At 73.5% G+C, this 25125-nt stretch carries 25 protein-coding genes; 8 read left to right on the top strand and 17 right to left on the bottom strand.

The genetic code is table 11. The features are described from left to right. Positions 1–4: 4 nt before the first annotated feature. On the bottom strand, positions 5–142 hold the full coding sequence (locus ACWEJ6_RS47895; RefSeq protein WP_452432042.1) for a hypothetical protein: 138 nt from the start codon (positions 140–142) through the stop codon (positions 5–7). 130 nt (positions 143–272) lie between these two features. On the opposite strand from ACWEJ6_RS47895, the gene ACWEJ6_RS47900 reads away from it, so the two are divergent. Continuing rightward, complete coding sequence (locus ACWEJ6_RS47900) at positions 273–911, top strand: TetR/AcrR family transcriptional regulator (RefSeq protein WP_352364129.1); 639 nt, start codon at positions 273–275, stop codon at positions 909–911. Here the strand turns inward: ACWEJ6_RS47900 and ACWEJ6_RS47905 are convergent. Further along, the gene (locus tag ACWEJ6_RS47905) at positions 908–1750 is read right to left on the bottom strand and encodes an HpcH/HpaI aldolase/citrate lyase family protein (protein WP_452432044.1); all 843 of its coding nucleotides are present in this window, start codon (positions 1748–1750) and stop codon (positions 908–910) included. The two genes, ACWEJ6_RS47900 and ACWEJ6_RS47905, sit on opposite strands and share 4 nt — an antisense overlap. Beyond that, the gene (locus ACWEJ6_RS47910; RefSeq protein ID WP_387680298.1) at positions 1747–2934 is read right to left on the bottom strand and encodes a CaiB/BaiF CoA transferase family protein; all 1188 of its coding nucleotides are present in this window, start codon (positions 2932–2934) and stop codon (positions 1747–1749) included. Before ACWEJ6_RS47910 ends, ACWEJ6_RS47905 begins: the two co-directional genes overlap by 4 nt. A gap of 60 nt (positions 2935–2994) precedes the next feature. On the opposite strand from ACWEJ6_RS47910, the gene ACWEJ6_RS47915 reads away from it, so the two are divergent. From ACWEJ6_RS47915 to ACWEJ6_RS47930, 4 genes are all read left to right on the top strand, one after another. Further along, the gene (locus tag ACWEJ6_RS47915) at positions 2995–3648 is read left to right on the top strand and encodes a GntR family transcriptional regulator (protein WP_352364123.1); all 654 of its coding nucleotides are present in this window, start codon (positions 2995–2997) and stop codon (positions 3646–3648) included. 110 nt (positions 3649–3758) lie between these two features. Further along, on the top strand, positions 3759–4484 hold the full coding sequence (locus ACWEJ6_RS47920; RefSeq protein ID WP_358299070.1) for a hypothetical protein: 726 nt from the start codon (positions 3759–3761) through the stop codon (positions 4482–4484). Then, complete coding sequence (locus ACWEJ6_RS47925) at positions 4481–5182, top strand: HAD family hydrolase (RefSeq protein ID WP_452432046.1); 702 nt, start codon at positions 4481–4483, stop codon at positions 5180–5182. The genes ACWEJ6_RS47920 and ACWEJ6_RS47925 overlap by 4 nt, the downstream gene beginning before the upstream one ends. A gap of 28 nt (positions 5183–5210) precedes the next feature. Beyond that, complete coding sequence (locus tag ACWEJ6_RS47930; protein ID WP_358299066.1) at positions 5211–5951, top strand: GntR family transcriptional regulator; 741 nt, start codon at positions 5211–5213, stop codon at positions 5949–5951. Here ACWEJ6_RS47930 and ACWEJ6_RS47935 read toward each other — a convergent pair. From ACWEJ6_RS47935 to ACWEJ6_RS47945, 3 genes are all read right to left on the bottom strand, one after another. Continuing rightward, positions 5895–6542 (bottom strand): DedA family protein, encoded by a 648-nt coding sequence (locus ACWEJ6_RS47935; RefSeq protein WP_357977400.1) that lies wholly within the window; start codon positions 6540–6542, stop codon positions 5895–5897. The genes ACWEJ6_RS47930 and ACWEJ6_RS47935 overlap by 57 nt on opposite strands. A 201-nt stretch (positions 6543–6743) precedes the next feature. Next, entirely contained in the window at positions 6744–7247 is a 504-nt protein-coding gene (locus tag ACWEJ6_RS47940; protein WP_352364113.1) for a MarR family winged helix-turn-helix transcriptional regulator, read from the bottom strand. 84 nt (positions 7248–7331) lie between these two features. Beyond that, positions 7332–9602, bottom strand: coding sequence for an FUSC family protein (locus ACWEJ6_RS47945; RefSeq protein WP_452432049.1), 2271 nt, complete (start codon positions 9600–9602; stop codon positions 7332–7334). A 243-nt stretch (positions 9603–9845) separates the two neighbouring features. On the opposite strand from ACWEJ6_RS47945, the gene ACWEJ6_RS47950 reads away from it, so the two are divergent. Next, positions 9846–10244: a hypothetical protein gene (locus ACWEJ6_RS47950; RefSeq protein WP_452432051.1), complete on the top strand. Its 399-nt coding sequence runs from the start codon at positions 9846–9848 to the stop codon at positions 10242–10244. Between the two features lie 153 nt (positions 10245–10397). Here ACWEJ6_RS47950 and ACWEJ6_RS47955 read toward each other — a convergent pair whose 3' ends face one another. Further along, positions 10398–12494: an alpha-galactosidase gene (locus ACWEJ6_RS47955; protein WP_452432053.1), complete on the bottom strand. Its 2097-nt coding sequence runs from the start codon at positions 12492–12494 to the stop codon at positions 10398–10400. A 270-nt stretch (positions 12495–12764) separates the two neighbouring features. On the opposite strand from ACWEJ6_RS47955, the gene ACWEJ6_RS47960 reads away from it, so the two are divergent. After that, positions 12765–13097: an STAS domain-containing protein gene (locus ACWEJ6_RS47960; RefSeq protein ID WP_352324744.1), complete on the top strand. Its 333-nt coding sequence runs from the start codon at positions 12765–12767 to the stop codon at positions 13095–13097. Positions 13098–13133: 36 nt separating this feature from the next. Then, positions 13134–14549, top strand: coding sequence for an RNB domain-containing ribonuclease (locus ACWEJ6_RS47965; protein ID WP_452432063.1), 1416 nt, complete (start codon positions 13134–13136; stop codon positions 14547–14549). A gap of 115 nt (positions 14550–14664) precedes the next feature. Here the strand turns inward: ACWEJ6_RS47965 and ACWEJ6_RS47970 are convergent, their stop codons facing one another. The 10 genes from ACWEJ6_RS47970 to ACWEJ6_RS48015 form a co-directional block, all read right to left on the bottom strand. Next, a complete protein-coding gene (locus tag ACWEJ6_RS47970) occupies positions 14665–14835 on the bottom strand; it encodes a hypothetical protein (RefSeq protein ID WP_352331507.1) in 171 nt (56 codons plus the stop codon). A 230-nt stretch (positions 14836–15065) separates the two neighbouring features. After that, positions 15066–15611 (bottom strand): TetR/AcrR family transcriptional regulator, encoded by a 546-nt coding sequence (locus ACWEJ6_RS47975; RefSeq protein WP_452432055.1) that lies wholly within the window; start codon positions 15609–15611, stop codon positions 15066–15068. A 128-nt stretch (positions 15612–15739) separates the two neighbouring features. Beyond that, entirely contained in the window at positions 15740–17389 is a 1650-nt protein-coding gene (locus ACWEJ6_RS47980; RefSeq protein WP_358299054.1) for an ABC transporter ATP-binding protein, read from the bottom strand. Between the two features lie 574 nt (positions 17390–17963). Continuing rightward, entirely contained in the window at positions 17964–20690 is a 2727-nt protein-coding gene (locus tag ACWEJ6_RS47985) for a DEAD/DEAH box helicase (RefSeq protein ID WP_358299052.1), read from the bottom strand. Positions 20691–20769: 79 nt separating this feature from the next. After that, positions 20770–21654, bottom strand: a complete 885-nt coding sequence (locus ACWEJ6_RS47990) for a diacylglycerol/lipid kinase family protein (RefSeq protein ID WP_452432056.1) — start codon at positions 21652–21654, stop codon at positions 20770–20772. 16 nt (positions 21655–21670) lie between these two features. After that, positions 21671–22552, bottom strand: coding sequence for a twin-arginine translocase subunit TatC (tatC, locus tag ACWEJ6_RS47995; protein ID WP_452432057.1), 882 nt, complete (start codon positions 22550–22552; stop codon positions 21671–21673). Between the two features lie 35 nt (positions 22553–22587). After that, a complete protein-coding gene (gene tatA / locus ACWEJ6_RS48000) occupies positions 22588–22938 on the bottom strand; it encodes a Sec-independent protein translocase subunit TatA (RefSeq protein WP_358299048.1) in 351 nt (116 codons plus the stop codon). Positions 22939–22951: 13 nt separating this feature from the next. Beyond that, the gene (locus tag ACWEJ6_RS48005) at positions 22952–23170 is read right to left on the bottom strand and encodes a hypothetical protein (protein ID WP_358299046.1); all 219 of its coding nucleotides are present in this window, start codon (positions 23168–23170) and stop codon (positions 22952–22954) included. After that, positions 23167–24135, bottom strand: a complete 969-nt coding sequence (locus ACWEJ6_RS48010; RefSeq protein ID WP_364341813.1) for a helix-turn-helix transcriptional regulator — start codon at positions 24133–24135, stop codon at positions 23167–23169. The genes ACWEJ6_RS48005 and ACWEJ6_RS48010 overlap by 4 nt, the downstream gene beginning before the upstream one ends. Next, on the bottom strand, positions 24132–25094 hold the full coding sequence (locus tag ACWEJ6_RS48015) for a helix-turn-helix transcriptional regulator (protein WP_452432058.1): 963 nt from the start codon (positions 25092–25094) through the stop codon (positions 24132–24134). The genes ACWEJ6_RS48010 and ACWEJ6_RS48015 overlap by 4 nt, the downstream gene beginning before the upstream one ends. Between the last annotated feature and the right edge of the window lie 31 nt (positions 25095–25125).

The following is a 25125-nucleotide window of genomic DNA, read 5'->3' on the forward strand; positions in this document are numbered from 1 at the left end:
TGTGCTATTCCGAGCGGCCGCCGGCCGCCGGGGCGGCGGCCGAGCCGGGCGCGGCGCTCTGCGCGCCCGGCTCGGCGGAGGAGGAACAGCTGGTCAGGGCGAGTACGCCGGCCAGCGCCAGCACGATCGGGGTACGTCTCATCGGATACCTCCAAGACCAACGGGCTAGCCTGGTTCTACCGCAATGTGATCTCTTTGTATAGACATACGGACCAGCGCTTCGATCTTCACCGGAAGTAGAACGGAATCTTTCGTTCCCGTATGCTGGAGGCATGACCAGCGCACCCATGAGCGGCCGCAAGGCGCAGGCCGCCCGCAACGACGAGCTGATCCTCCAGGCGGCCAGGGCGGTCTTCACCGCCGATCCGGGCGCCCCCATCGCGGCCGTGGCCGAGAAGGCGGGTGTCGGGATCAGCGCGCTCTACCGGCGCTACCCCAGCAAGGAGGCGTTGCTGCAGAAGTTGTGCGGCGACGGGCTGAAGCTCTACGCCGCCGTGGCCCAGCGCGCGATGGACGACGAGGGCGACCCCTGGGAGGCGTTCGCCTCCTACCTGCGCGGCATCGTGGACGCCGACACCAACTCCCTGACGATCAAGCTGGCCGGCACCTTCCAGCCGACGGAGGAGCTCTACCACGACGCCGTCCGCGCCGGCGACCTGGCCACCCGGCTGCACCGCCGGGCGGTCGAGGCGGGCGTGCTGCGGGCCGACGTCACGGTGGCCGACATCGCGCTGCTGTTCGAGCAGATCGCCTCGATCAAGCTCGGTGACGAGGAGCGCACCTCCCAGCTCCGCCACCGCTACCTGACGCTGATGATGGACTCGCTGCGGGTGCCGCCCGCCCACCGTGACCTGCCCGGCCCGGCCCCGGCGGACGAGGAGCTGCAGGTCCGCTGGTACCCCTCCCGTTAACCGGGGCCTGGCCGGTCCGCGGGGGCGAGCCGGCGGGCCAGGTCCAGCACGCGGCGGGCCCTGGCGAGGACCGGGGCGTCCACGAAGCGGCCGTCGGGCAGGGCCACCGCCCCCGCCCCCGCGCCCGTGCCCGCCCGCTCGGCCGCCTCGACGATCTCGGCGGCCCTGGCCGTCTCCTCCCCGGTGGGACGGAAGGCCCGCCGGATGGCCGGGAGCTGCGCGGGATGGATGGCGGTCCTGCCGAACAGGCCGAGCGCGCGGCCGGCCCGGCAGGAGGCGAGGAGCCCGTCCTCGTCCTTGATGTCGGGGTAGACCGACATGGGCACCGGCGGCAGGCCCGCGGCCGCGGCGGCCAGGACGACCTGCAGCCTGAGGTGGTTCATGGCGGTCTCGTCGGTGAGGGACAGCTCGGCGGCCAGGTCCTGCTCGCCCAGCGCCACGCCGGCCACCCGCGGGTGCGCGGCCACGGCGCGGGCCTCGACGATCCCGGCCGCCGACTCCAGCAGCGCGTACAGGGGGGCCGTGCCGGGCAGGGCGTCCAGGGCGGCGGCCGACTCGACCTTGGGCAGCCGTACGGCGTCGGCCAGCTCGCCCACGGCCGCCAGGTCGTCCAGGCCGCGCGCGGTCGTCACGTCGTTCACCCGGACGTGGAGGCGCGGCCCGGCCTGCCTGGGCCCGCGCAGGTAGGCGACGGCGTGGGCGCGGGCGGCGTCCTTGGCGGCGGGCGCGACCGCGTCCTCCAGGTCGATGATGACGACGTCGGCCCCCGAGGCGGCGGCCTTGGCGAAGCGCTCGGGACGGTCGCCGGGCACGTACAGCCAGGTGACGGGGGCGTTCACGCGATCACCCCGGCCTCGCGCAGGGCCGCGACGGTCTCGGCCGGGTAGTCCAGCTCGCCGAGCACCTCGTCGGTGTCGTGGCCGAGCGGGCGGCCGGGCCAGCGGATCTCGCCGGGCGTCTCCGACAGGCGGAACAGCACGTTCTGCAGGGTGACCGTGCCCAGCTCCGGGTCCGGCAGCTCGACGAACGTGCCGAGCGCGGCGTACTGCGGGTCGGTCGCCAGGTCGGTGACGTCGTAGATGGGGGCGACGGCGGCCTGGGCCTCCTCGAAGCGGGCGATCACCTCGTCGGCGTCGCGGGCGGCGATCCAGGTGGCGACCGCCTCGTCCAGCTCGTCCACGTGCTGGACGCGGCCGTGACCGCTGGCGAACCAGGGCTGCTCGACCAGGTCCGGCCGCCCGACGAGGGTGACGACCCGCTCGGCGATGGGCTGGGCGCTGGTGGAGATCGCCACCCAGCGGCCGTCGCGGGTGCGGTAGGTGTTGCGCGGGGCGTTGCTGCTGGACCGGTTGCCGGTGCGCCGCGGCACCACCCCGAGCGCCTTGTAGGCGGTCATCTGCGGCCCGAGCAGGCCCAGGATCGGCTCGATGATGGCCAGGTCGATCACCTGCCCGCGGCCGGTCGCCGCGCGGGCGTGCAGGGCCACCATGATCGCGTACGACATGGCCAGGCCGGCGATGCCGTCGGCCAGGGCCAGCGGCGGCAGGGTCGGGGGGCCGTCCGGCTCGCCGGTCATGGCCGCGAACCCGCTCATGGCCTCGGCCAGCGTCCCGAACCCCGGCTGCCCGGCCATCGGGCCGATCTGCCCGAAGCCGGTCATCCGGGCCACGATCAGCCGCGGGTTGGCCTTGAGCAGGTCCTCGGGGGCCAGGTTCCAGCGTTCCAGGGTGCCGGGACGGAAGTTCTCGATCAGCACGTCGGAGCGCTCGGCCAGGCGGCGCAGGATCTCCTGGCCCTCGGCGCGGGAGAGGTCGACGGCGGCGGTGCGCTTGTTGCGGGACAACGACTTCCACCACAGGCCGACGCCGTCCACCGAGGCGCCGTGGCCGCGCGAGGGGTCGCCGCGGCGCGGGTGCTCGATCTTGATCACGTCGGCGCCGAAGTCGCCGAGCATCATCGCGGCGGAGGGGCCGGCGAACAGCGTCGCCGCGTCGATGACCCGCAGGTCGGCCAGACTAGTCATAGTTTGTAAGTTATAAGAAATAATTTATAGCCGCGACCGGCCGTGCGAGAGACTGGGGACATGACAGCCAGCGAGCCCACGCCGCCCATGAGCAAGGCCGACTACGTCTACAGCGTGCTGCTGGACGAGATCCGCGGCGGCCGCATCCCGGGCGGCACCGCCCTGCGCGCCGGGGCCGTCGCCCGGCGGCTCGGCGTCTCGGTCACCCCCGTGCGCGAGGCGCTGCGCCGGCTGGAGAAGGACCGGCTGATCAGCTACGAGGCCCACCACGGCGCGACCGTCATCGATCTCGGCGACGACGCCCTGGCCGAGTACTACGGGCTGCGCGCGGTCGTCGAGGGCCTGGGGGCGCGGCTGGCCGCCGCCCGGATCACCGCCGACGACCTCGCCGGGCTGCGCGACCTGCACCGCGAGATGGCCGCCGACGCCGAGCAGGGCAGGCACGACCGGCTGGCCGACCAGAGCAGCCGCTTCCACCTGCGCATCGTCGACATCGGCGGCCCGGCCTTCCTCGGCGCCCACGCCAGGTCGGTGCGCAACGGCGTCCCGGTGCCCGCCGAGGCGTCGCTGTGGCTCGACCCGGAGCAGGTCGGGCGGCAGCTCCAGGCGCACGAGCGGCTGCTGGCCGCGCTGGAGGCGGGCGACGCCGACGCCGCGGAGCGCGTCATGATCGACCACATCCGGCAGGCGGGCGAGTACCGCAAGCACCACTGATGACAAACATCATCGTTCACCCCCGGTTCATTGATTCACCGTGACGGGTGTTGCACGATGAGTCACTCTGATGGTCTTGCCGCGACCCCGACGCCGAAGGAGCCGACACTGTGGCGGACGTGTGGACGCTCAATCCCGACTACCGCACCCCCCGGGTCCCCACAGACCAGGCCACCGAACCCGGCCCCTGGCGCCACCCCGACGGCCAGGTGATGAACGGCGCCTACGAGCGCAGGCGTCCCAAGCGGCGCACCGAGGTCGTCACCGTCTGGTACGGCTACGCGCTGAGCCGCTGCCTGGGCCCCCGCATGCCGCGCTTCAGCAGCCCGCTGGTCTCGGCCTGGAACCCGGTGCTGGCCCAGGGCCTGAGCTGCGACCCGGGGTCGCCGACGCCGTACCGCGACGAGCACTGGTGCGACCGCTGGATCGCCGAGGCCCTGCTGTACGGGCGCAAGCCGTACGGCACCTTCACCCTGCCCGCCGAGGAGGCGCTGCGCTGGTTCGCCAAGAGCGGCGGCACCGGCCTGGTCTACCGGGCGCGCGCCGAAGGCGCGGCCGTCCGGGTCGTGGCCGGCACCACCGAGCCCTACGAGCGGCTCTTCGACCTCGACTCCCTGATCGCCGACTACCACGAGGCCCTGCCCCCCGGCCGGGCCGCGGCCGAGGTGGCGGCGCTGGAGTCGCATCGCGGCCTGTCCCCCGCCCTGGCCTACGTGCTGGGCGAGGACGCCGAGGCGCGCTTCGCCGCCGCGCCGCGCTCGGTGCGCGGCCTCACCCTGGGCTACCCGCCGCGCGAGACGGCCGCCCGGGTCGCCGCCGATATGCTCGCCGGGTGAGCGGCAGCATCAAGGGCATCCTGTTCGACCTCGACGGCACTCTGCTCGACCATCGCGGCGCGGCCGACGCCGCGATCACCGCGTGGGCGTCGGAGCTGGCCCCCGGCCATCCCCGCCTGCCCGAGGTCGCCTCGCTGTGGGCGGCGCTGGAGATTCCCCACCTGGCCGCCTGGCAGGCCGGCGAGTGCTCCTGGCAGGAGCAGCGCCGCCGCCGGGTGCGCGCCCTGTGCCGGGAGCTGTCCGTGGAGGCGCCGGCCGACCTGGAGGCCGCCTTCGCCGGCTACACCGACCACTACCGGCGCGGCTGGGCCGCCTACCCCGACGTGGCCCCGGCGCTGGCCGGGCTGCGCGGCTACACGCTGGGCGTCCTGACCAACGGGTCACAGGGCGTGCAGGAGGCCAAGATCCAGGCGCTCGGCCTCGACGTGGGCCCGGTGCTGACCGGCGAGTGCCTGGGCGGGCACTTCAAGCCGTCCGCCGCCTGCTACGCCGCCGCCGCGCGGGCCCTCGGCCTGCCGCCCGAGCAGGTGCTCCTGGTGGGCGACGACCTCGACAACGACGTACGCGGCCCGGCGGCGGCCGGCATGCCCTCGGTGTGGCTCGACCGGCTGGGAGTCGAGGCGGCGCCGGCCGGGTTCCCCCGCCTCACCTCGCTCGCCGGGCTGCCCGCGCTGCTCGCCACTCGCTATTTGTCTTGACATTCTGACCTCGGTTAGGCTGATCAGCATGACCCCGAACCTGGCCATCGACCTGGACCGATCCAGCCCTGTGCCGCTCTACTTCCAGGTGGCCGAGCAGATCGCCGAGGCGATCCGGCGCGGCGACCTGGCGCCCGGCTCCCGGCTGGACAACGAGATCCTGCTCGCCGACAAGCTCGGCCTGTCCAGGCCGACGATCCGCCAGGCGATCCAATACCTCGTGGACAAGGGCCTGCTGGTGCGCAAGCGCGGCGTCGGCACGCAGGTGGTGCACGGCCAGGTCAAGCGCTCGGTCGAGCTGACCAGCCTCTACGACGACCTGCGCCGCTCGGGCCAGGAGCCGGCCACGCAGGTGCTCGCGCTGGAGCCGCGCCCGGTCGAGGAGGACAAGGCGGCCATCCTGGGCGTCGAGCCCGGCACCGAGATCCTCTACCTCGAACGCCTGCGCTTCGCCGCCGGCGAGCCGCTCGCCGTGCTGCACAACTGGCTGCCGCTGGGCCTGGCCCCGCTCTCGGCGGCCGACCTGGAGGGCCGCGGACTGTACGAGCTGCTGCGCGGCGCGGGCGTGCGCATGCGGGTGGCCAACCAGCGCATCGGGGCCCGCGCCGCCGGCCAGATCGAGGCCAAGCTGCTCGACGAGCGCCGCGGCGCGCCGCTGCTCACCATGATCAGAACGACGTACGACGACCAGGGCCGGGCCGTCGAGCACGGCTCACACGTCTATCGGGCCTCGCACTACTCCCTCGAGGTCACCCTCATCGAGCGCTGAGGCCGCGCGGCGCTTGAGGTAGAGCGTGGTGCCGATGCCGAACAGCACGGCCACCCCGAGCCCGACCCAGGAGAAGCCCTTCAGCCACTTCTCGGCCACCATGCCGAGATAGTAGATCACCGCGGTGGTGCCGCCCGCCCACACGATGCCGCCCAGCACGTTCGCCACGGCGAACCGCCAGTACGGCATGCGCAGCGCCCCCGCCAGCGGCCCGGCCAGGATGCGCAGCAGCGCGATGAAGCGGCCGACGAACACGGCCCAGACGCCGTACCGGTGGAAGTAGTCCTCGGCCTTGGCGACGTGACGGGGGCCGAAGTGGCGGGGGAAGCGGCGGCCCAGCCGTTCGAACAGCCGGCGGCCGCCCTTGCGCCCGATGGCGTAGCCGGCGGAGTCGCCCACGATCGCCCCCGCGCTCGCGCACACGCCGACGGCGACCGGGCTGACCACGCCCTTGGCGGACAGAATGGCGGCGCTGACCAGCACGATCTCGCCGGGCAGCGGGATGCCGAGGCTCTCCAGGCCGATCACGAGCGCGACCATCGCGCACAACCAGGCGGCGGGGATCGCTTGCAGCCATTCGTCGATATGCACGCGGCCACCCTAACCCCGCTCCCCGCCTCCTCCATCCGTCCGCCACCCGAACCGCACACCCGAGCCGCACTCCTTGGGGCCGCACTCCTTGGGGCCGCGCTCCTTGGGGCCGCGCTCCCGGCCCACACTCCCCGGCCCCCTCCCGGGGCCGCCGTCGGCGGGCCCGCCATGCGGAGGCGGGCGTGCGGAGGTGGCGGGGGCTCAGCCGAGCAGGCCGCCGAGGCGGCCCTCCAGGACGAGCAGCAGTTCGGCCAGCAGGTCGGCGAGCTGGCGTTCGCGGTCGCGGGGAAGCCCTTCCAGCAGCTCGGTCTCGTAGTCGAGCTGCTCGGGCAGCAGGCGCAGGATCAGCTCCCTGCCGCGTCCGGTCAGCGAGAGGTGGGCGACGCGCCGGTCTCGCTCGTCCACCCGCCGGGCGACCAGGCCGATCTCCTCCAGCCGCCTGACCCGCTTGGTCACCGCCGCTCCCGAGGCGAACGTCTCGCGGGCCAGCCTGCCCGGCGTCAGCTCGCCGCCGACCCTGAGCAGGGCGCACAGCAGGTCGTACTCGGGACGGCTCACCCCGGCGCGCCCGAGCGGGGCGTCGGCGGCCTGCTGCAGGAGCGCGGCGCAGCGGTTGAGCCTGCCGATGACGGCGATCGTGTCGAGGTCGGCGTCGGGAAGGACCTGCCGCCATTGCCGCAATGCCTTCGCGACGGCGTCCTCCACGTGCTGGTTCCTCTCATCGTGCCGATCTTCCGGTGGCTCCGATCGTACGCGCCGACGGCGCCGCTCCGGCCGCGGGTGGAACGATCAGGCGTACAGGATGGCGAGTCTGCGGTGACCGGCGCGCTCGGCGGCGGCGATGCGCTCATGGGGCAGCGCCCCGGTCCACCACTCGCCCGAAGCGACGTCGGCCGCTTCGCGGACCTCCACCAGCGCCGCGCGGAGCCGGTCCCGCTCCCCCGGTTCCGGCGTCCCGGCCAGCATCCGCTCCAGACGTACGAGCCCCGCCCGTACGCGCCGGGCCGCCCTCCGGTCCGGCACCAGCACGCAGGCCAGCAGCCCCGCCACCGCGCCGAGACAGGTGTCCAGCCAGCGATCGGCCACGAGCTCGGCCACCGGCCGCGTCCCGGCGAACTCCCCCATGAGGATGGCCATCGGCGTGACGAAGACGCTGCCCAGCCAGTAGTTGCGCGTGATGGCCGCCTCCGTCGCGAACTGCAACGCCAGCACGGCCACGACGAGCGCCACCGCGCCGAGCCGGGTCACGGGGGCGACCAGGGTGAACAGCCCGACGCCCAGCAGGTTGCCGACGACGCGCTGGATCGCGCGGCTCCAGGAGAGGGTGGTGTTGGCCGCGAACACGGCCGCCGCCGTCACCACCGCCCAGTACGGCCTGCCCACCCCCAACGCCATCGACCCCCACCCGGCCACAGCGGCCCCGGCGAACACCATCCCGACAACCCGCCACCGCCTCACCACCTCACCCACCACCCGCACGGCGCCACCCCCTGTCCCACGCCGCAGTACCTCGCCCGATCCACGCACCCCGCCGCCCGCTGCCCCACGCCGCACTCGGCCAGCCGCCGCCGCACGCCGCACTCCGCCGACCGCCGCCGCACGCCGCACAGCTGCGGCCGCTGCCGCACGCCGCACCCCGCCGACCGCCGCCGCACGCCGCACCCCGGCGGCCGCTGCCGCACGCCGCACTCGGCCGGCCGCTGGCGCACGTCCCGGCCTGTCCGCTCCGGTCATCGCGGACTCGTCCCGTCCAGCCGCGACGCCTTCGAGTTCGGCCTGCTCGTCCGCAGGGAGCGCGACCTCGCGTGGGGACGGCAGCGGGCGCCCTTTGCGCAGGTCGCGAGCCCAGCGGGCGAGCTCTCCGGGGGTGGCCCGCCGCACCGTACCTGAAGCGGCCGGAGCCCCACGAACCACCCGAAACCCCGGAATACCGGGCACACCTCGAACACCCGGAACACCATGAGGGCCAGGAGGGCCAGAAACACCGGGAAGGCTTGAAACATCTGAAAGGCCCGGAACGCCCGGAGTCCTCGCAGCGCACGGACCGGTCTCCCCGACAATCCCAGCGGCAGCCGACTCGGCGCGGACCAGCAGCCGGGCCAGCGCGTCACGGCGCCGAGCGGGGACGCCCGAGCGCAACAGCGTCTGCCAGGCGGCGTTGACCGCCGCCGCAGCGGCATGGCGCGCCTGGTGGACCGCGGCGGCCTCGCGCCCCTCAGGGAAGTCGCGGACCCCAGGGAAGTCGCGGGCCTCCGAGAGGTCGCAGGTCTCGGCGAGACCGCGCCCCTCGAAGAGGCCGCGGATGCCGGAGAGAGCACGCCCATCGACGAGGCCACGGGCGCCGGGGAGGCTGCGGGTGCTGAGGACGCTGCGTCCCTCCAGGAGAACGCGAGTCTCCGGGAGAGCGCGAGTCTCCGGGAGGGCGCGGGGCTCGGGGAGGGCGCGGGGCCCGGGGGCTGTACGCAGGAGGTGGGCGGTGGATTCGAGGGCGCGGGCGACGGCGATGCGTTCGGGGCCGTCGGGGCGGAGGAGGACGGGGGCCATGCCGACCGTCCAGGCGAGGAGCCCGCCGAGCAGCCCGAGGCCGACGTGGGCCGGCACGTCGCCCAGTTCCTGCGGGACGAACACCGCGCCGGCGGCGACGAACGTGAGCACGACGTTCCCCGGCGGCCCGATCCGGGTGGCGTCGCAGACCGCCTTGTGCAGCCCGGCCAGCAGGGCGGCCACCGCCACCCGGACGGCGACCGAGCCGGTGAGGGCCGAGACGACCAGCGCGACCGCCGTGCCGGACGTCATCCCCACCACCACCCAGGCCAGCGCCCTGGCACGGGCCGCGTACGGCAGGCCGTGACCGTACAGGGCGCACATCGAGCCGGCGGCGGCGTAGGGCACGAGGTCGAGCCGTCCGGCCCACAGGAGAGCGAGCAGCGGGACGGCGAGGGCGACGACGGCGCTCAGGGCGGGTTTGTGCCAGATGTCACCGACGGGCCCCAGCCGCAGCGCCGCACGCACGGGCAGCCGCGCCCGCCACCCCGCCGACGCCCCCACCCCAGACCGCAATGAACGCTCCCGCGACGGCGACGGCGAAGCAGGGGACGGCAGGGATCGGGCACGGGATCGGAGGGCTCTGGTCATCCCCAAAAGATTACCAGGTGTTTTACCTGTGAAATAAACCAGGTCGGCGACGGGATCTTGCAACCGGCGATCAAGCGGCGGTCAAGCCGTCCCGGCTAGAAAGTCCTTCGAGATCAGACGGAACGAGCCGCCCGGACGCCGGGCGGAGGACAGAACTGGGGAAGCACAGTGACCACGGGAATCTTGCTGGCTGTGGCGATCACCGCCGGGACGACGCTGCTCACGGCCGCGGTCGGCGTGCCGTTCCTGATCATGGCGAGGAACGGCCAGCGGCTCCTCGCGACCGGGATTCCCGCGCAGGCCGTGGTGGAGTCGATGGCCGACACCCACATGTCCGTCAACGACCAGCCCGTCGTCAGCTTCGGGCTGGTGGTGCAGCCGCACGAGGGCCCCGCCTACCGGGTCACCCACCGCCAGACGCTGCCGCGCATCCCCATGGGCCTGGTGGTCCCGGGCGCGGTGCTGCCCGTGAAGGTGGACCCGGCCCGGCCGGACCGGGTGCGCATCGACTGGGCGGCCTGGCGCCCCTCCCCCGCCGACGCCCCCTGGCGCCCGGCCACCCACTGACCGCCCCGCAGACCCCGCCACCGGCCGCGCCGACTGCCCCGCTGAGCACACCACCGAGCACCCCCACGGGACCCGGCCCCGGCCTGAGCACCGCGCGACCGGGAGCGGTCCTCATGCCACGGAATCGGGCGGCTGGGCCCCGCGATCGAGCGGCTAGCTCTGCCGCCCCTGGCCCCCTGCCACCCGTTCGACCTCGAAGACCAGCGCCGAGGCCGGACGCAGCGCGGGCCCCGGCAACCCCAGCTCGGCCAGCGCCGCCCCCGGCAGCCGCGCCGGCGCGAACACCCACTGCGGCAGCCCCGCGCCCTCCGGCAGCGGCCCCGCGGCGCGCACCTCGTACAGCGCGGCCGGGTCGAGCCCCGGCAGCCGCAACGGTTCCGGGCTGACGGTGACGCGGCTGGTGAGCTGGACGCAGGCGAACACGGCCTTTTCGGGCAGCACGACCCCGTGCACCAGCGTCGAGGGGTCAGGATGGTCGGCCCGCACGACCCGGCCCGCGTGCAGCACCGGCCGCAGCCGCTTGTGCAGCGCGATCCAGACGCCCAGCTCCTCCAGCTCCTGCGGACTCGCCGAGGTCAGGTCCCACTCCACGCCCATGTGGCCGAACATCGCGGTCGCCGCCCGGAAGGCGAGCGGCAGCGCGCGGCCGGTGATGTGGTCGTGGGGCGCGCCGACGTGGCAGCCCATGCGGTCCGGCGGCACCAGCAGCCCGGTCCAGCGCTGGATGGCCTGCCGGTCGAGGGCGTCGTTGCTGTCGGAGGCCCACACGCGGTCGGTGCGGGCCAGGACGCCGTAGTCGATGCGCGCGCCGCCCGATGAGCACGACTCGATCTCCAGCCCGGGGTGGCGGCGGCGCAGCTCGTCGATCAGCCGGTAGACCGCGGCCGTCTGCGCGTGCACGCCGGGCGTCCCGTCGTGGACGGGCTCGGCCAGGTCGCGGTTGTGGTCCCACTTGATGTAGTCCAGCGCGTACTCGCGGGTCAGCGTGTCCAGGCGGTCGAGGAGGTAGTCGTAGACCTCGGGCCGGGCCAGGTCGAGCACCTGCTGGTTGCGCCAGAGCGCGGGCGGACGGGCGGCGCGGGCGAGGATCCAGTCGGGGTGGGCGCGGGCCAGGTCGGAGTCGGGGTTGACCATCTCGGGCTCGAACCACAGGCCGAACTGGAGGCCCAGCTCGCGTACGTGCTCGGCCAGCGGGTGCAGGCCGCCGGGCCACACGTCCTCGTCGACGTACCAGTCGCCGAGCCCGGCTCGGTCGTGGCGGCGGTGGCGGAACCAGCCGTCGTCGAGCACGAACCGTTCGACGCCGGCGGCGGCCGCCTTGTCGGCCAGCTCGCGCAGCCGGTCGAGGCCGTGGTCGAAGTAGGTGGCCTCCCAGTTGTTCAGGGTGACCGGGCGGACCGGGAGCGGGCGGGCGGCGCGCAGGTGGTCGTGCAGACGACCCGCGGCCTCGTCCAGGCCGCTGCCGGACCAGGTGAAGTAGACCCACGGGATGGTGTAGGCGCCGTCCTGGGCGAGGGTGATCTCGCCGGGTTCGAGCAGTTCGCCGGCGGCCAGCACGGCCTGCCCCTCGACGAGCCGTTCGGCGTAGTGGACGTGGCCGCCGCTCCAGCCGGCGTGCACGGCCCACACCTCGCCGGAGCGGAACCCGAAACCGGGCGTGCCGGCGACGAGCAGGCCGGTCGCGTCGTGCCCGGTTCGGCCGCGGCGGCTCTCCCGCGACCACACCCCCTGCCCGAACTCCCTGCGCTGCGGCACCTTCTCCAGCGCCCACCGTCCGGTGAAGTCCAGCAGTTCCCCGGCCCTGGCGGGCAGCGGCAGCGCGCACGTCAACCCCTGCAGCCGGTACGGCGAGGCGGCGGTGTTGGTCACCGTGTGCCGCATCATGACGACGCCGGAGGCGTCCATCACCAGCTCGCTGAGCAGCCGCAGCCCCGCCTCGGCGTCCACGGCGGCGACGGTGACGCGGCCGCCCGTGCCCGGCTCGGCCGCCGTCTCGACGCTCTCGGCGCTCCAGCGCACCGGCCAGTGCTCACCGGCCCGGTCACCGGACAGACCCGGCCGGCCGAACCAGGACTCGTCCTGACCGGGCAGCAGCGCCGGCGCGGGGGCCAGCGACAGCAGGGCGGGCGCCAGGTCGGCCCCGGCGACCGCCCCGAGGTCGGCGCCGTAGTGCCGCACCCGCGGCAGCCCGGGGCCGGAGTCGTCGAGCACCAGGGCCGAGCCGGCGGCGGAAAGGATGACGGGGGGCACGTCACGCTCCTCTATGTCAGTAGATCAGGCGGAACGAGACGTTACCGGGCAGTACGCCCCCGCCCGCAACGCCCGTGGCGCCGGTCCCCGCGGGCTCTTCGCACGGAGGGGGCCTGCTCCGCGAGCCCGGACAGGAGGGCATGTACACTCCTCTTCGGAAACAGACCGTAGCGCTGCGTGACGATCATCGCATCCGGCGCCTTCGGCCAGGGGCGGGTCCCCGTAGTCAGCACCACCTTCCTCCGCCCGGACCGACAGCGGGGAGCCGACATGGATTCTCTTCACCTGACCACCAGCCGCCACGACACGACCGTGACCGTCTCCCTGAGCGGCGAGCTCGACATCGCCACCACCGAGGCCGTCCGCGGCCACCTGCTCGGCGTGCTGGAGGAGGCCGGGCGGGCGCGGCGACCGGACATGTCGGTGGTGATCGAGGTGGGCGGCCTGTCCTTCATCGACGCGGCCGGGCTCGGCATCCTGGTCTCCCTGCACAACCAGGCCGCCCGCGGGCACACCAGCCTGCGGCTGGCCAACGTCCCGCCCAACATGAAGCGCCTGCTGCGGATCACCGGCCTCGACGCCCACCTGACGCCCCAGTCGTGACGGTACGCCCGCCTTGAGTAGGTTGTGGGCGTGTCGATGATTCAGGTTCCTGGCCCGATCCCCGCCAGGCTGGAGGACGGGTTCGACCGCGTGCTGCGCGAGCAGCGGCTGCCCGCCGGCTTCCCCCAGGACGTGCTCGACGAGGCCGACTGGGTGGCGCAGGTGCCCAGGCTTGACGCCAAAGACCTGACCGACGTGCCGTTCGTGACCATCGACCCGCCGGGCTCGATGGACCTCGACCAGGCCCTGCACCTGGAACGGCTGCGCGACGGCTACCGCGTCTGGTACGCCATCGCCGACGTCGGGGCCTTCGTCCGGCCGGGCGGCCCGATCGACGTCGAGGCCCGGACCAGGGGTGAGACGGTGTACCTGCCGGTGGGCAGGGTGCCGCTGCATCCCAAGGTGCTGTCGGAGGGGGCGGCGAGCCTGCTGCCGGGCGCGATCCGTCCGGCCGCGGTCTGGCGCGTCGATCTCGACGCCGAGGGCCGGATCGTCGGCGCGGACGTGCAGCGCGCCCGGGTGCGCAGCCGCGAACGGCTCGACTACGCCTACGTGCAGGCGGCCGTGGACACCGGCACCGCCGACGGCACCCTGAGCCTGCTGGCCGAGATCGGCGCGCTGCGGCTGGGGCTGGAGCGGGCGCGCGGCGGCGTGACCCTGCCCACGCCCGAGCAGGAGGTCGTCCGGGACGCCGACGGCGGCTACCGGCTGGAGTTCCGCGTGCCGCTGCCCGCCGAGGCGTGGAACGCCCAGATCTCGCTGCTGACCGGCATGGCCGCCGCCTCGATGATGCTGGACGCCGAGGTCGGCATCCTGCGCGTGCTGCCCGCGGCGCAGCCGGACGACCTGGCCAAGGTGCGCAGGGTCGCGCAGGCGCTCGGCGTGCCGTGGCCCGAGGGCGCCGGTTACGGGGAGGTCGTGCACGATCTCGACCCGAAGAACCCTCAGCAGGCGGCGTTCCTGCAGGAGTCGAAGGTGCTGCTGCGCGGCGCCGGGTACGCGGCCTTCGACGGCGCGCCGCCCAAGCTGGCCGAGCACGCGGCGGTGGCGGCGCCGTACGCGCACGTCACGGCGCCGCTGCGGCGTCTGGTGGACCGGTACGCGACCGAGGTGTGCCTGGCGGTCGCGGCGGGCGAGCCGGTGCCCGCCGAGGTACGGGCCGCGCTGCCGCTGCTGCCCGACATCATGTCGGCGACCGGCCGTCGCGCGGGGGCGGTCGACCGGGCCTGCGTGGACCTGGTGGAGGCGTTCCTGCTGCGGGAGCGGATCGGCCAGTCGTTCGAGGCGATGGTGATCGACGTGGACGAGCGCCGCGGCGGCGGCCAGGTGCAGCTCGTCGAGCCGGCCGTGATCGCCCGCTGCGACGGCGTCCTGCCGCTGGGCGAGCGGGTCACCGTGCGCCTGACGCAGGCCGACCCGGCCACCCGCGAGGTCCGCTTCGCCCTGGCCTGAAACCCACCGGGCCGGGCACCCGCGGGTACGGCGAGGGCCGTGCCGCCGGGCGCCCGCGGGCACGACGAGGGGCCGCGCGCTGAACAACCTCGCGCGGCCCCCGGTGGACCTGCCCTCACCGCTTGAGCGGCGACCATCCCGCGCCGACCCCCAGCAGGTGGAGGGCGACGCACAGCAGCCCGGCCGTGGTGAGCGTGCCCGCGGTGAGCACGTTGCCGACGGCGGTGCCGGCGATGTCGAAGATCAGGGCGAGCAGGAAGAACAGGGCGGCGATGAGAGCGAACACGGGCTACCTCCCGAGCTGACCGGACCCCGGCCCGATGGGCCTGAAGGGGGATCCCTTTCCTACGTCTTGGGGATGTCCGCCGGATTCGACGGAGAAACTGCCCCGAGGGTGACGATCTGTAGCCATATGACGACACCCCCTTGACCGGTCGGTCAGTCGGCTCCGGCCGCCGTGATCTGCGGCGGGACGGGCGGCCGGTCAGTCGGCTGTGGCGCGCATGCCGTCGCACATCACGGCCGCCATCCGCCCGGCCGCGCCCCTGCCCGCGCGTGGCGTTCGGCCGCCAGGGCCCCGCGCAGCAGGTCGCGGACGTCGTCGGCGGACAGGTCGCGGCGCACGGCCCCGGCGCGCTGCGCGCGGGCCAGCAGCCGCCCGACCGCGTCGGCCAGGTCGGCCTCCAGCGCCGAGCCGGGCCGCGGCGCCGGCCCCGCGCCGCCGTCCAGCAGGTCGCACAGCGCCTGGTGGGCCGCGGCCTGCTCGGCGACCCGGCAGAACCAGCCGAAGAAGGCCCGCCCGGCGTCCTCGGCGGTGGCCAGCGCGCGGGCGTCGGCCACGAAACGTTCGGCCCGGCCCAGCAGCACGGCCTCCAGCAGCGCCTCCTCGGTGGGGAAGTGCCGGTGAACGGTGCCGACCCCGAACCCGGCGCGGCGGGCGATCTCGTCGAGGGAGATGGTCAGCCCGTCGGCGGCCAGCGCCTCCTGCGCGATCTGCAGCACCCGCTCGCGGTTGCGGCGGGCGTCGGCGCGTAACGGCCGGGCGGAGCTGTGGTCGCCCATGGGGAACCTGCCTTCGGCAAGCGGAGGGAGGGCTCCGATTCTACCGGGCGGTAGCCCGGCGTGGCGCGGCCGCCCGCCCTGGCCGGAGCCAGGAAGGGCGGCCGCGTGGGACCTGTCGCACCCGCCGCTCAGGGCGGCGTCGTCAGCCGCGGCCTGAGGCCGAACGAGCCGACGCGCTTGAGCCGGATGCGCTCCTCGCGGGGCACCGGCTCCAGCTCCACGGCTCGCGCGCCCTCCGGCACGTGACGCAGGTCGTGGGTGATGAGGATGGTCGTGCGCCCGGCCATCAGCCGCCGCAGCGGCTTCATGACCTGGGCGACGGTGGCGTCGTCCAGCCCGGTCATCGGCTCGTCGAGCACCAGGACGGGCGCGTCGCGCAGGATGGCCCTGGCGATCCCGATCCGCTGCCGCTGGCCGCCGGACAGCAGCCGGCCCCGCTGCCCGACCGGGGTGTCGTACCCCTGGGGCAGCAGCTTGACGAAGTCGTGCACGCCCGCCGCCTCGGCCGCCCTGATCACCTCGTCGAGCGAGGCGCCCGGCCGGCCGTAGGCGATGTTGTCGCGTACGGACCCCGAGAACAGCAGCGTCTCCTGGTGCAGGATCGCCACGTTGGCACGCAGCGACTCCCGCGTCAGGCCCCTGATGTCACGGCCGTCGAGCAGGATGCGCCCGCGTTCCGGGTCGTAGAACCGCAGCAGCAGCTTGGCCAGCGTCGACTTGCCGCTCCCGCTGGGCCCGGTGCAGACGATGAGCTCGCCGGGCCCGGCGGTGAACGACACATCGCGCACGGCGGGACGGGTGCGTCCCGGATAGGTGAAGCCGACGCCGTCGAACTCCACCCGTCCCTCGGCCCGGCCGGGCAGCGCCACCGCCCCCTCGGGGTCGGTGACGAGGGGCCGGACGTGCAGGACCTCGATCACCCGGTCGGATCCCGCCGCCGCCTCCGACACCGTCAGCGCGAGCTCCCCCAGGCTCTGCACGGCCGGGTAGAGCATCGCCAGGTAGGCGGCGAAGGCGAGCAGGCCGCCCAGGGTGAGCCGTCCGGAGACGATCTCCCAGGCGCCGAACCCGATGATGACGATCAGGCAGACCGTCTCGATGACCTGGACGACGGGCTGGTAGAGCCCCGACAGCCAGGCCTGGGACAGGTTGGCGCGCAGCCAGCGGCGGCCCTCGCCGTGCAGGCGCCCGGACTCGGCCCCCTGCCGGTTGTAGGCCTGGACGAGCGCCTGGTTGGCCAGGCCCTCCTCCAGCACGCTGTTCATGGCGCCGTTGCTGAGCCGCTCGCGCGCCGCCGCCGTCCTGAACCTGGCCGCGAACAGCTTCGAGACGACCAGGAACGCCGGGATCAGCGCCATCGTGACGAGGGCGAGGTCCCAGCGGATGAGGAAGGCGGCGCCGGCGAAGAACACCACGCTGGCCGCGGTGGTGAACAGTTTGACCAGGCCGGAGCCGACCAGTTCCTCGATGGCCTGGATGTCGTCGGTCAGCCGGGCCATGAGGTCACCGAGCCGCCGGTTCTCCGAGAAGTCCGGCGACAGGGTCTGGATGTGCGCGAACACGCGGTCGCGCAGGGCGAGCAGGAAACGTTCCGCGCCGTAGGCCGTGGCGTACGTCCCGACGAAGGACGTCAGCCCGGCGAAGGCGGCGAGCCCGAGCCAGGTGAAGGCGGGCGCCCAGAAGGCGTCCAGATCGCGGGTGGCGAGCACGTCGTCCGTGATGTGCCCGAACAGGCGGATCGCGGCGACCTCGCAGAGTGCCGCAAGGACGGCGAACACCACGCCACACGCGAAGAACCGGCGCAGACCTTTGGTGTCCGGCCAGAACTCGCGAAAGGTTCGACGGATGGAAACGGCAGGAGCGAGTTCACGGCCGGAGAGCGTAAGGGAGAGCCGGCGGCTGGGCCGCCGGCTCTCACGGGGTTGCTCTACCACCCCCAGCCCCACCACCTGCGGTAGCAGCAGCGACGGCGGTACCACCGGCGACGGCGGCAGCGCCAGGACTCCTGGAAGCCGGGCTGGGTCAGCTGGTTGTTAGCCATGTTTTCCTCCCCCGTATGGCTGTTCCATTCGACAAATGGGACGATACCCACGAATTCGCCGCAAATCACCAGAAGTTCTGACTTAAAGGGAGAATTGACCGGTGAATCCCGGCCACAAAGGCACTGCTGCCGGCCACTTAAATGAGCCGTAAATCGCGAAATCCGCCGATAGCGGTCACGGAACGCCCAAAGATGCTACTCAGAACTGGTTCTCACCTAATCGGAAAACCCGAAGGGCGGGCGGATCCGGCCGGATCCGCCCGCCCTTCGCGGACATTCCCGGGGCTCAGGTGAGCCCTCAAGGTGAGCCCTCAGGTGAGCGACGAGTACGCAACGACGCCGCGCCGCATGGCGTCCATCGCCTTGCCCGCGGTCTGCTTGATCTTGCTGCCCTCGGGGGCCGCGTTGCCGAGCTGGCCGAGCAGGTCCATCAGCTGCTTGATCCACCGCACGAAGTCGCCGGCCGCCAGCTCGTTGCCGGCCACGCCCTCCAGCAGCACCGCGTCGAGGCTGTGGCCCTTGGCCCACCGGAAGGCCGCCCACGCGAACCCCAGATCGGGCTCACGGATGGTGGACAGCCCGTGGTCGGACTCGATGCCCTCCAGCTCGCCCCACAGCCGGATCATCGACGACAGCGCGTCCTCGGCCCGCCCGGCCGGGATCTTGGGACGGCGCGCGTCGTCGGACTGCCGCGACTCGAACACCAGCGCCGACACGCACGCGGCCAGCTCGGCCGGTTCGAGCTCCTCCCACAGGCCGCCGCGCAGGCACTCGGCGGTCAGCAGGTCGAGCTCGGTGTAGAGGCGGCCCAGGCGGCGGCCCTCGTCGGTGACGGCCTCGCCGTCGAGGTAGCCCAGCTGCTCCAGCACCGAGCAGATGCGGTCGAAGGTGCGGGAGATGACGTGGGAGCGGCCCTCGACGCGGCGGCGCAGCCCCTCGGTCTCGCGCTGCAGCTTGTAGTAGCGCTCGGCCCAGCGGGCGTGGTCCTCCCGCTCGTCGCAGCCGTGGCAGGGGTGCTGGCGGATGCTCCGGCGCAGCTCGTTGACCTCGTCGTCGTCGACCGAGTGGTCGCGCGCCCTGGCCGGCTTGCCGAGGTCACGGTCGCCGATCTTGGCCAGCAGGGTGGAGACGAGGTTGGCGCGTTCCTTCGGCGAGCGGCCGTTGAAGTTCTTCGGGATGCGCAGCTTCTCCAGCGGCTCGACCGGCACCGGGAAGTCGGCCGGGTCGAGCTTCTTGACCTGCTTGCCGATGGTCAGCACCAGCGGGCTCGGGCCGTGGCCGCGCGGGTTGCGCCCGGGGTCGAGCACGATGGCCAGGCCCGCCCGGCGCCCGCCCGGCACCCGGATCACGTCGCCCGGCTGCAGCGCCTCCAGCGAGCGCACGGCGGCCGCGCGCCGGGCCGCGCCGCGCTGCTTGGACAGCTCGGCCTCACGGTCCGACAGACGCCGGCGCAGCGCGGCGTACTCGGGGAAGTCGCCCAGGTGGCACGTCATGGCCTCCTGGTAGCCCTCCAGGGCCTCCTCGTGCTTGCGCAGCTGCTTGGCCAGGCCCACGACCGCCCGGTCGGCCTGGAACTGCGCGAAGGACTCCTCCAGCAGCGTGCGGGCGCGCTCGCGGCCGAACTGGCCCACCAGGTTGACGGCCATGTTGTAGGACGGCTGGAAGCTGGAGCGCAGCGGGTAGGTGCGGGTGCCGGCCAGCCCGGCCACCGACAGCGGGTCCATGCCCGGCTGCCACAGCACCACCGCGTGCCCCTCGACGTCGATGCCGCGCCGCCCGGCCCGCCCGGTGAGCTGGGTGTACTCGCCCGGGGTGAGGTCGGCGTGGGTCTCGCCGTTCCACTTGTCGAGCTTCTCGATCACCACGCTGCGCGCGGGCATGTTGATGCCGAGCGCCAGCGTCTCGGTGGCGAAGACGGCCTTGACCAGGCCGCGGGTGAACAGCTCCTCGACGACCTCCTTGAAGGCCGGCAGCATGCCCGCGTGGTGGGCGGCCAGGCCGCGCTCCAGGCAGTCGCGCCACTCCAGGTAGCCCAGCACGGCCAGGTCCTCGTCGGGCAGGTGGGCGGTGCGCTCGTCGACGAGCTGCCTGATCTCGTGGCGCTCGCGGTCGGTGGTCAGCCGGATGCCGGCGTAGAGGCACTGCTGCACGGCCGCCTGGCAGCCGGCCCGCGAGAAGATGAACGTGATCGCCGGGAGCAGCCCCTCGGAGTCGAGCTTCTCGATCACCTGGACGCGGTCGGGCGGCCGCGAGCGGTGGACCTTGCCGTAGCCGCCGCGCCCGCGCCGCCCGGCCATCAGCCGCTCGGCGTCGCGCGTCACCCGCATCAGCGCGGGGTTGATGCGCGGCGTCAGGTCGTCGGTCATGAACATGTCGTAGACGCGGTTGCCGACCATCATGTGCTGCCACAGCGGCACCGGCCGGTGCTCGTCGACGATGACCGTGGTGTCGCCGCGCACCTCGCCCAGCCACTCGCCGAACTCCTCGGCGTTGCTGACCGTGGCCGACAGCGCCACCAGGCGCACCGACTCCGGCAGGTGGATGATGACCTCTTCCCACACCGCGCCGCGGAAGCGGTCGGCGAGGTAGTGGACCTCGTCCATGACGGCGAAGCCCAGCCCGGCCAGGGTGGCCGAGCCGGCGTAGAGCATGTTGCGCAGCACCTCGGTGGTCATGACCACGATGGGGGCCTCGCCGTTGACGCTGTTGTCACCCGTCAGCAGGCCGACCTTGGCCGTGCCGTAGCGCTTGACCAGGTCGTTGTACTTCTGGTTGGACAGCGCCTTGATGGGGGTGGTGTAGAAGCACTTGCGGCCCTGCTCCAGGGCCAGGTGGACGGCGAACTCGCCGACGACCGTCTTGCCCGACCCGGTGGGCGCGGCCACCAGGACGCCGTCGCCCGCCTCCAGGGCCCGGCAGGCGTCGAGCTGGAAGTCGTCGAGCTCGAAGTCGTAGAGACCGCGGAACGACCTCAGCGCCCCTCCGTCGTCTCCGTGCTTCTGACGGAAGGCCGCGTAGCGTTCCGCTGGCGTTGTCATACCCGTCAGCCTACCGAAATCGCCATTCCGGTCCGTCCCGGCGGACTCGGCCCGCGGCGAACAGCCTTCACGTCGTGGGTCAGGTGATCACGCGCAGCGCGCCGGGCTGGATCTCGCAGCTGACCGGCACCGGCCCCACGCGCTCGCCGTCGGCGTAGGCCACCACGTCGGCCGCCTCCAGCGTGACCCGGCGGGCCCGCCGCACCGACACCGCCGGGTGCCCCACGTGGGTGCCCCGGTAGACGCCGGGAAAGACGCGCAGGAACTCGCCCTTGGACACCGCGCCGACCATCATCACGTCGAGCAGGCCGTCGTCGGGCGAGGCGTCGGGGCACACGCGCATGCCGGCCCCGTAGGAGCGGGTGTTGGCCACGGCGACCATCATGGCCTCCTGCTCGACCACCTCCCCGTCGTCGAGGGTGACCCGGAACGGGATGGGCCGGAAGGCGCGCAGCTCCTCGGCCACCGCCACCAGGTAGCGGCCCCTGCCGGGCGGCCAGGTGCGCCGGTTGGCGCGTTCGTTGACGCGTGAGTCGAAGCCGCAGCAGAGCACCCCGGCGAACAGCTCCTCCGACTCCCCGGCCCGTACGCGGGCCGCGTCGACCGGCCGGGCCCGCATCCGCAGCACGGTCCTGGCCGCGGCCAGCGGGTCGCGCGCCAGCCCCAGGGCGGCGGCGAAGTCGTTGCCGGTGCCGGCCGGGATGATGCCGAGCGGCACGTCGGTGCCCGCCACGGCCTGGACGGCGAGGTGGACCAGCCCGTCGCCGCCGAAGGCGACCAGCGCGTCGGGGCGCTCGGCGACAGCGGTGCAGGCACGTTCGAGGGCGTCGGCGGCGTCGGCGCCGACGATCACCGACAGCTCGGCGCCGCCGGCCCGCAACCGGCGGGCGACGGGTTCGAGCAGTCGCAGGGTGCGTCCGCCGCGCGCGGCGGGGTTGACGAGCAGGGCGATTTGGGGGGCCACGCCCGGAACCTATCGCCTATCGGGCGCCGTCGGAATCCTCGGCGTCGGACGCGGCGTCGGACGGGGTGTCCGCCAGCGGCGAGGCCTCGTCGTCGGACAGGTGCGAGAAGTCCTCGCCCGCGGGCCTGCGGCGCTCCCGCACGTACATGAAAAGCTCGGCGAGGAAGTACAGGATGATCATCGGCGCGGCCAGCGCCATCATGGTGAGCGGGTCGCCACCGGGGGTGATGACCGCCCCGAACACGAACATCGCGAAGATCACCGTACGCCGGTGCTTCTTCACGGTCGCGTGGGACAGGACGCCGATGACGTTGAGGAAGACCAGCAGCAGCGGCAGCTCGAACGACACGCCGAAGATCATCAACATGATCAGGACGTAGTCGAGGTACTCGTCGATCGAGATCGTCGCGACGGTGTCCTCGAGCGAGAAGCTCAGCAGGATGCCGAGGCTGGTGTCCATGATGACGTAGGCCAGGCCCGCGCCGAACACGAACAGCGGGACGGCCAGGCCGAGGAACGCGATCGAGTAGCGCTTCTCGTTCCGGTAGAGGGCCGGGGTGACGAAGGCCCAGATCTGGTAGAGCCAGACCGGTGAGGCCACCACGACGCCCACCATCGCCGAGACCTTCAGGGTGATGAAGAAGGACTGGAAGATGCCGTTGTAGACCAGGCTGCAGTGGCCGTTGAGCTGGCGCGACTGCACCGTCTCGCAGTAGGGCGCGCGCAGCGCCTCCCACACCGGGTCGAACAGCATCCAGCCGACGACGATGCCCACGACCACCGCGAGAACCGAGATGAGCAGCCTGTTGCGCAGTTCGCGCAGGTGCTCCATGAGCGGCATCCGGCCCTCGGGGTCGGGGGCCGATCCGGAATCTCTCGACCGTTTGAGCAGCGCCATTCGCACGTCCAGGGGTGAAGGAGGAGGAAGGGGGGTCAGCCTTGCTTGTCGGCCTGGGCGGCGCTGGCGCGCAGGCGGGCGGCCTGCTCCTCAAGCTGGCGGGCCTGCTCCTCGGCCGAGAGCGCCGGGGCGGCGGCGGGGGCCGGGGCGGGAGCGGGGGTGATCGGCTGCGGTGCGGCCTGCTGGGCCGGAGCCGGGGCCGGCTGCGCCTGGACCGTGGTGTGGGGCGTGTCGTCGTCGTCATCGCGGAGCTTGGCGGTCTCCGACTTGAAGATGCGCAGCGACCTGCCGACGCCCCTGGCCACGTCGGGCAGCTTCTTGGCACCGAACAGCAGGACGAGCACGCCTGCGATGATCAGGAGCTCGGGAACTCCAAGGTTCGACATGAAACGTCCTTTATCAGCGAGTGCCGGTCTTCAGCCCCGATGGTACGCCCCCAGGGGCCGTGGTCTCATCCTTCCGGGGCGTCAATCTGACCTGCCCCCGCTCCAGACGCGCCTTCGCCGCGGCGACCTCCCTCTTCAGGGAACGTGCCGCGGCGGCGGCCCTGGCGCCCGCGACGCCGAGCACGGCCAGCCCGGCCAGGACCAGCCCGGCGGCCAAGAAGATCCACGTCATGGGTGCTGAGCGTACAGGGCCAGGGCCCGCTCGGCCTCCCCGCGCACGGTCTCGGCCATCGCCGGCGGGAAGACGACCCGGCCGGTGTCGCCGAGCCGCAGCGCCAGCTTGACGATCCAGTCCTCGTCACGCGCCCGCAACGAGATCTTCAGCCGTCCTTCACCGAGCTCGGTGACCTCCTCGCACGGGTAGTACTCGGCCACCCACCGCCCGGCGGCGCTGACCTCCAGCTCGACCAGCTCGTCGGTCGGCGAGGGACGGAAGACGCCGCGGGTGACGTCGATGGGCTCGGCCTCGGCCGGCGGGTCGGCCGGCACGTCGAGCACGTCGACGCCGAGCACCCGGTCGAGCCGGAACAGCCGCATCGCCTCGGCCCGGTAGCACCAGCCCTCCAGGTACGTGCGGCCGTCGACGACCACGACCCGGGTCGGGTCGACCTCGCGCGGGGTGACCTCGTCGCGCCCGGGCACGTAGTAGCGCAGCGACAGCCGGCGCCGGGCGGTGAGCCCCTCGCGCACCCGGCCGAGCGCGTCGGGGGCGGCCTCGACGTCGAAGGCGACCTGGCTGCTGACGGTGGCCGCGCCCTCGCCCGCGGCGCGCTCCAGCTTGGCCACCACGCGCGGCAGCGCGTCGCCGGCGGCCACGTCGGCCAGCTCGGGCGTGGCGGCCAGCATGCGCAGCGCGACCAGCAGCGCGCTGGCCTCGTCGATGCCGAGCCGCAGCGGCCGGGCGATGGTGTCGGCGTTGTCGATGATGATCTCGCCGCCGTCCCAGGAGACGTCGATGAGGTCGCCGGGGGTGTGGCCGGGCAGGCCGCACATCCACACCAGTTGCAGGTCGTCGATGAGCTGCTTCTCGCTCAGCCCGAACACCTCGGCGACCTCGCCGACCTGGGCCCCCGGGTGGGACATCAGGTACGGCACCAGCGCCAGCAGCCTGGGCAGCCGGTCAGCAGAACCGCTCATGCCAGGGCTCCCTTCAGTCGGCGGATGACGGCCTCGCGGGCGTCGGGCGGCCCGACCACCTCGACGTCTGCGCCGAGGCTGGCCATCCAGCCCGCGAGGCGTTCGGGATCTGCGAAGGCCAGCTCGGCCTCGTCCCAGCCGTCCTCGCGCGGGTGCACGGCCCTGGCGAGCTGGCGCAGGCCCTCGCAGGTTCCCCGGCGCACCCGGATGACGGCGACGCGCTCGTCCACGGGCTCCTCGGGGAAGCCGACCATGGCCCGCAGGTCGACCCCGTGGGGCACCTCGACGACGCCGGGGCGGCCGAGGGCGGTGACCGGACCGGCGATGCGGCTGAGCCGGAAGGCGCGCGGCGCGGCGCGGTCGCGGTCGAACCCGGCCAGGTACCAGCGCCCGCGCCGGCTGACCACGCCCCACGGCTCGACGGTGCGGGCGCGCACGGTCTCGCTGCCGGAGGCGCGGTAGTCGAAGCGCACCACGCGGCGGTCGCGCACGGCGTCCCACAGGGCGGGGAAGGCCGGGTCGCGGGTGTCGACGCGCAGTTCCAGGGCGCCGCCGCCGATCGGGCCGCCGACCGGCTCGTCGGTGGCCACGCCGGCGGCGCGCAGCTTCAGCAGCGCCCCCGAGGCGGCCTCGGCCAGGCTGGCCCGCTGCCACACCTGCGCCGCCAGGCCCAGCACGGCGGCCTCGTCGGGCTCCAGGGTGATCTCCGGCAGCTCGTAGGACTGCGGGTCGATGCGGTAGCCCGGCTCGTCCTCCCACGGGTCGCGCACGACGTCGATGGGGATGCCGATCTCGCGCAGCTCGTTCTTGTCGCGTTCGAACATGCGCTGGAACGCCTCGTCGCCGTCGCGGTCGTAGCCGGGAACCGCCTGGCGGATCTGCTCGGCCGACAGCGGGCGGCGGGTGGCGAGCAGGCAGATCACCAGATTCAGCAACCGCTCGGTCTTACGGCGCGACATCTGCCTCACTCCTCCTTCATCGACGCTACCC

Source organism: Nonomuraea sp. NPDC004702 (assembly GCF_053601695.1).

What these genes read in the sequence shown, in the direction of transcription:
- ACWEJ6_RS47985 (WP_358299052.1), bottom strand. Translation starts at nt 20,690, where the DNA reads ATGACAACGCCAGCGGAACGCTACGCGGCCTTCCGTCAGAAGCACGGA.
- ACWEJ6_RS47895 (WP_452432042.1), bottom strand. Translation starts at nt 142, where the DNA reads ATGAGACGTACCCCGATCGTGCTGGCGCTGGCCGGCGTACTCGCCCTG.
- ACWEJ6_RS47910 (WP_387680298.1), bottom strand. Translation starts at nt 2,934, where the DNA reads ATGACTAGTCTGGCCGACCTGCGGGTCATCGACGCGGCGACGCTGTTC.
- ACWEJ6_RS48010 (WP_364341813.1), bottom strand. Translation starts at nt 24,135, where the DNA reads ATGAGCGGTTCTGCTGACCGGCTGCCCAGGCTGCTGGCGCTGGTGCCG.
- ACWEJ6_RS47960 (WP_352324744.1), top strand. Translation starts at nt 12,765, where the DNA reads ATGGATTCTCTTCACCTGACCACCAGCCGCCACGACACGACCGTGACC.
- ACWEJ6_RS47900 (WP_352364129.1), top strand. Translation starts at nt 273, where the DNA reads ATGACCAGCGCACCCATGAGCGGCCGCAAGGCGCAGGCCGCCCGCAAC.
- ACWEJ6_RS47965 (WP_452432063.1), top strand. Translation starts at nt 13,134, where the DNA reads ATGATTCAGGTTCCTGGCCCGATCCCCGCCAGGCTGGAGGACGGGTTC.
- tatC (WP_452432057.1), bottom strand. Translation starts at nt 22,552, where the DNA reads ATGGCGCTGCTCAAACGGTCGAGAGATTCCGGATCGGCCCCCGACCCC.
- ACWEJ6_RS47975 (WP_452432055.1), bottom strand. Translation starts at nt 15,611, where the DNA reads ATGGGCGACCACAGCTCCGCCCGGCCGTTACGCGCCGACGCCCGCCGC.
- tatA (WP_358299048.1), bottom strand. Translation starts at nt 22,938, where the DNA reads ATGTCGAACCTTGGAGTTCCCGAGCTCCTGATCATCGCAGGCGTGCTC.
- ACWEJ6_RS48005 (WP_358299046.1), bottom strand. Translation starts at nt 23,170, where the DNA reads ATGACGTGGATCTTCTTGGCCGCCGGGCTGGTCCTGGCCGGGCTGGCC.
- ACWEJ6_RS47915 (WP_352364123.1), top strand. Translation starts at nt 2,995, where the DNA reads ATGACAGCCAGCGAGCCCACGCCGCCCATGAGCAAGGCCGACTACGTC.
- ACWEJ6_RS48015 (WP_452432058.1), bottom strand. Translation starts at nt 25,094, where the DNA reads ATGTCGCGCCGTAAGACCGAGCGGTTGCTGAATCTGGTGATCTGCCTG.
- ACWEJ6_RS47930 (WP_358299066.1), top strand. Translation starts at nt 5,211, where the DNA reads ATGACCCCGAACCTGGCCATCGACCTGGACCGATCCAGCCCTGTGCCG.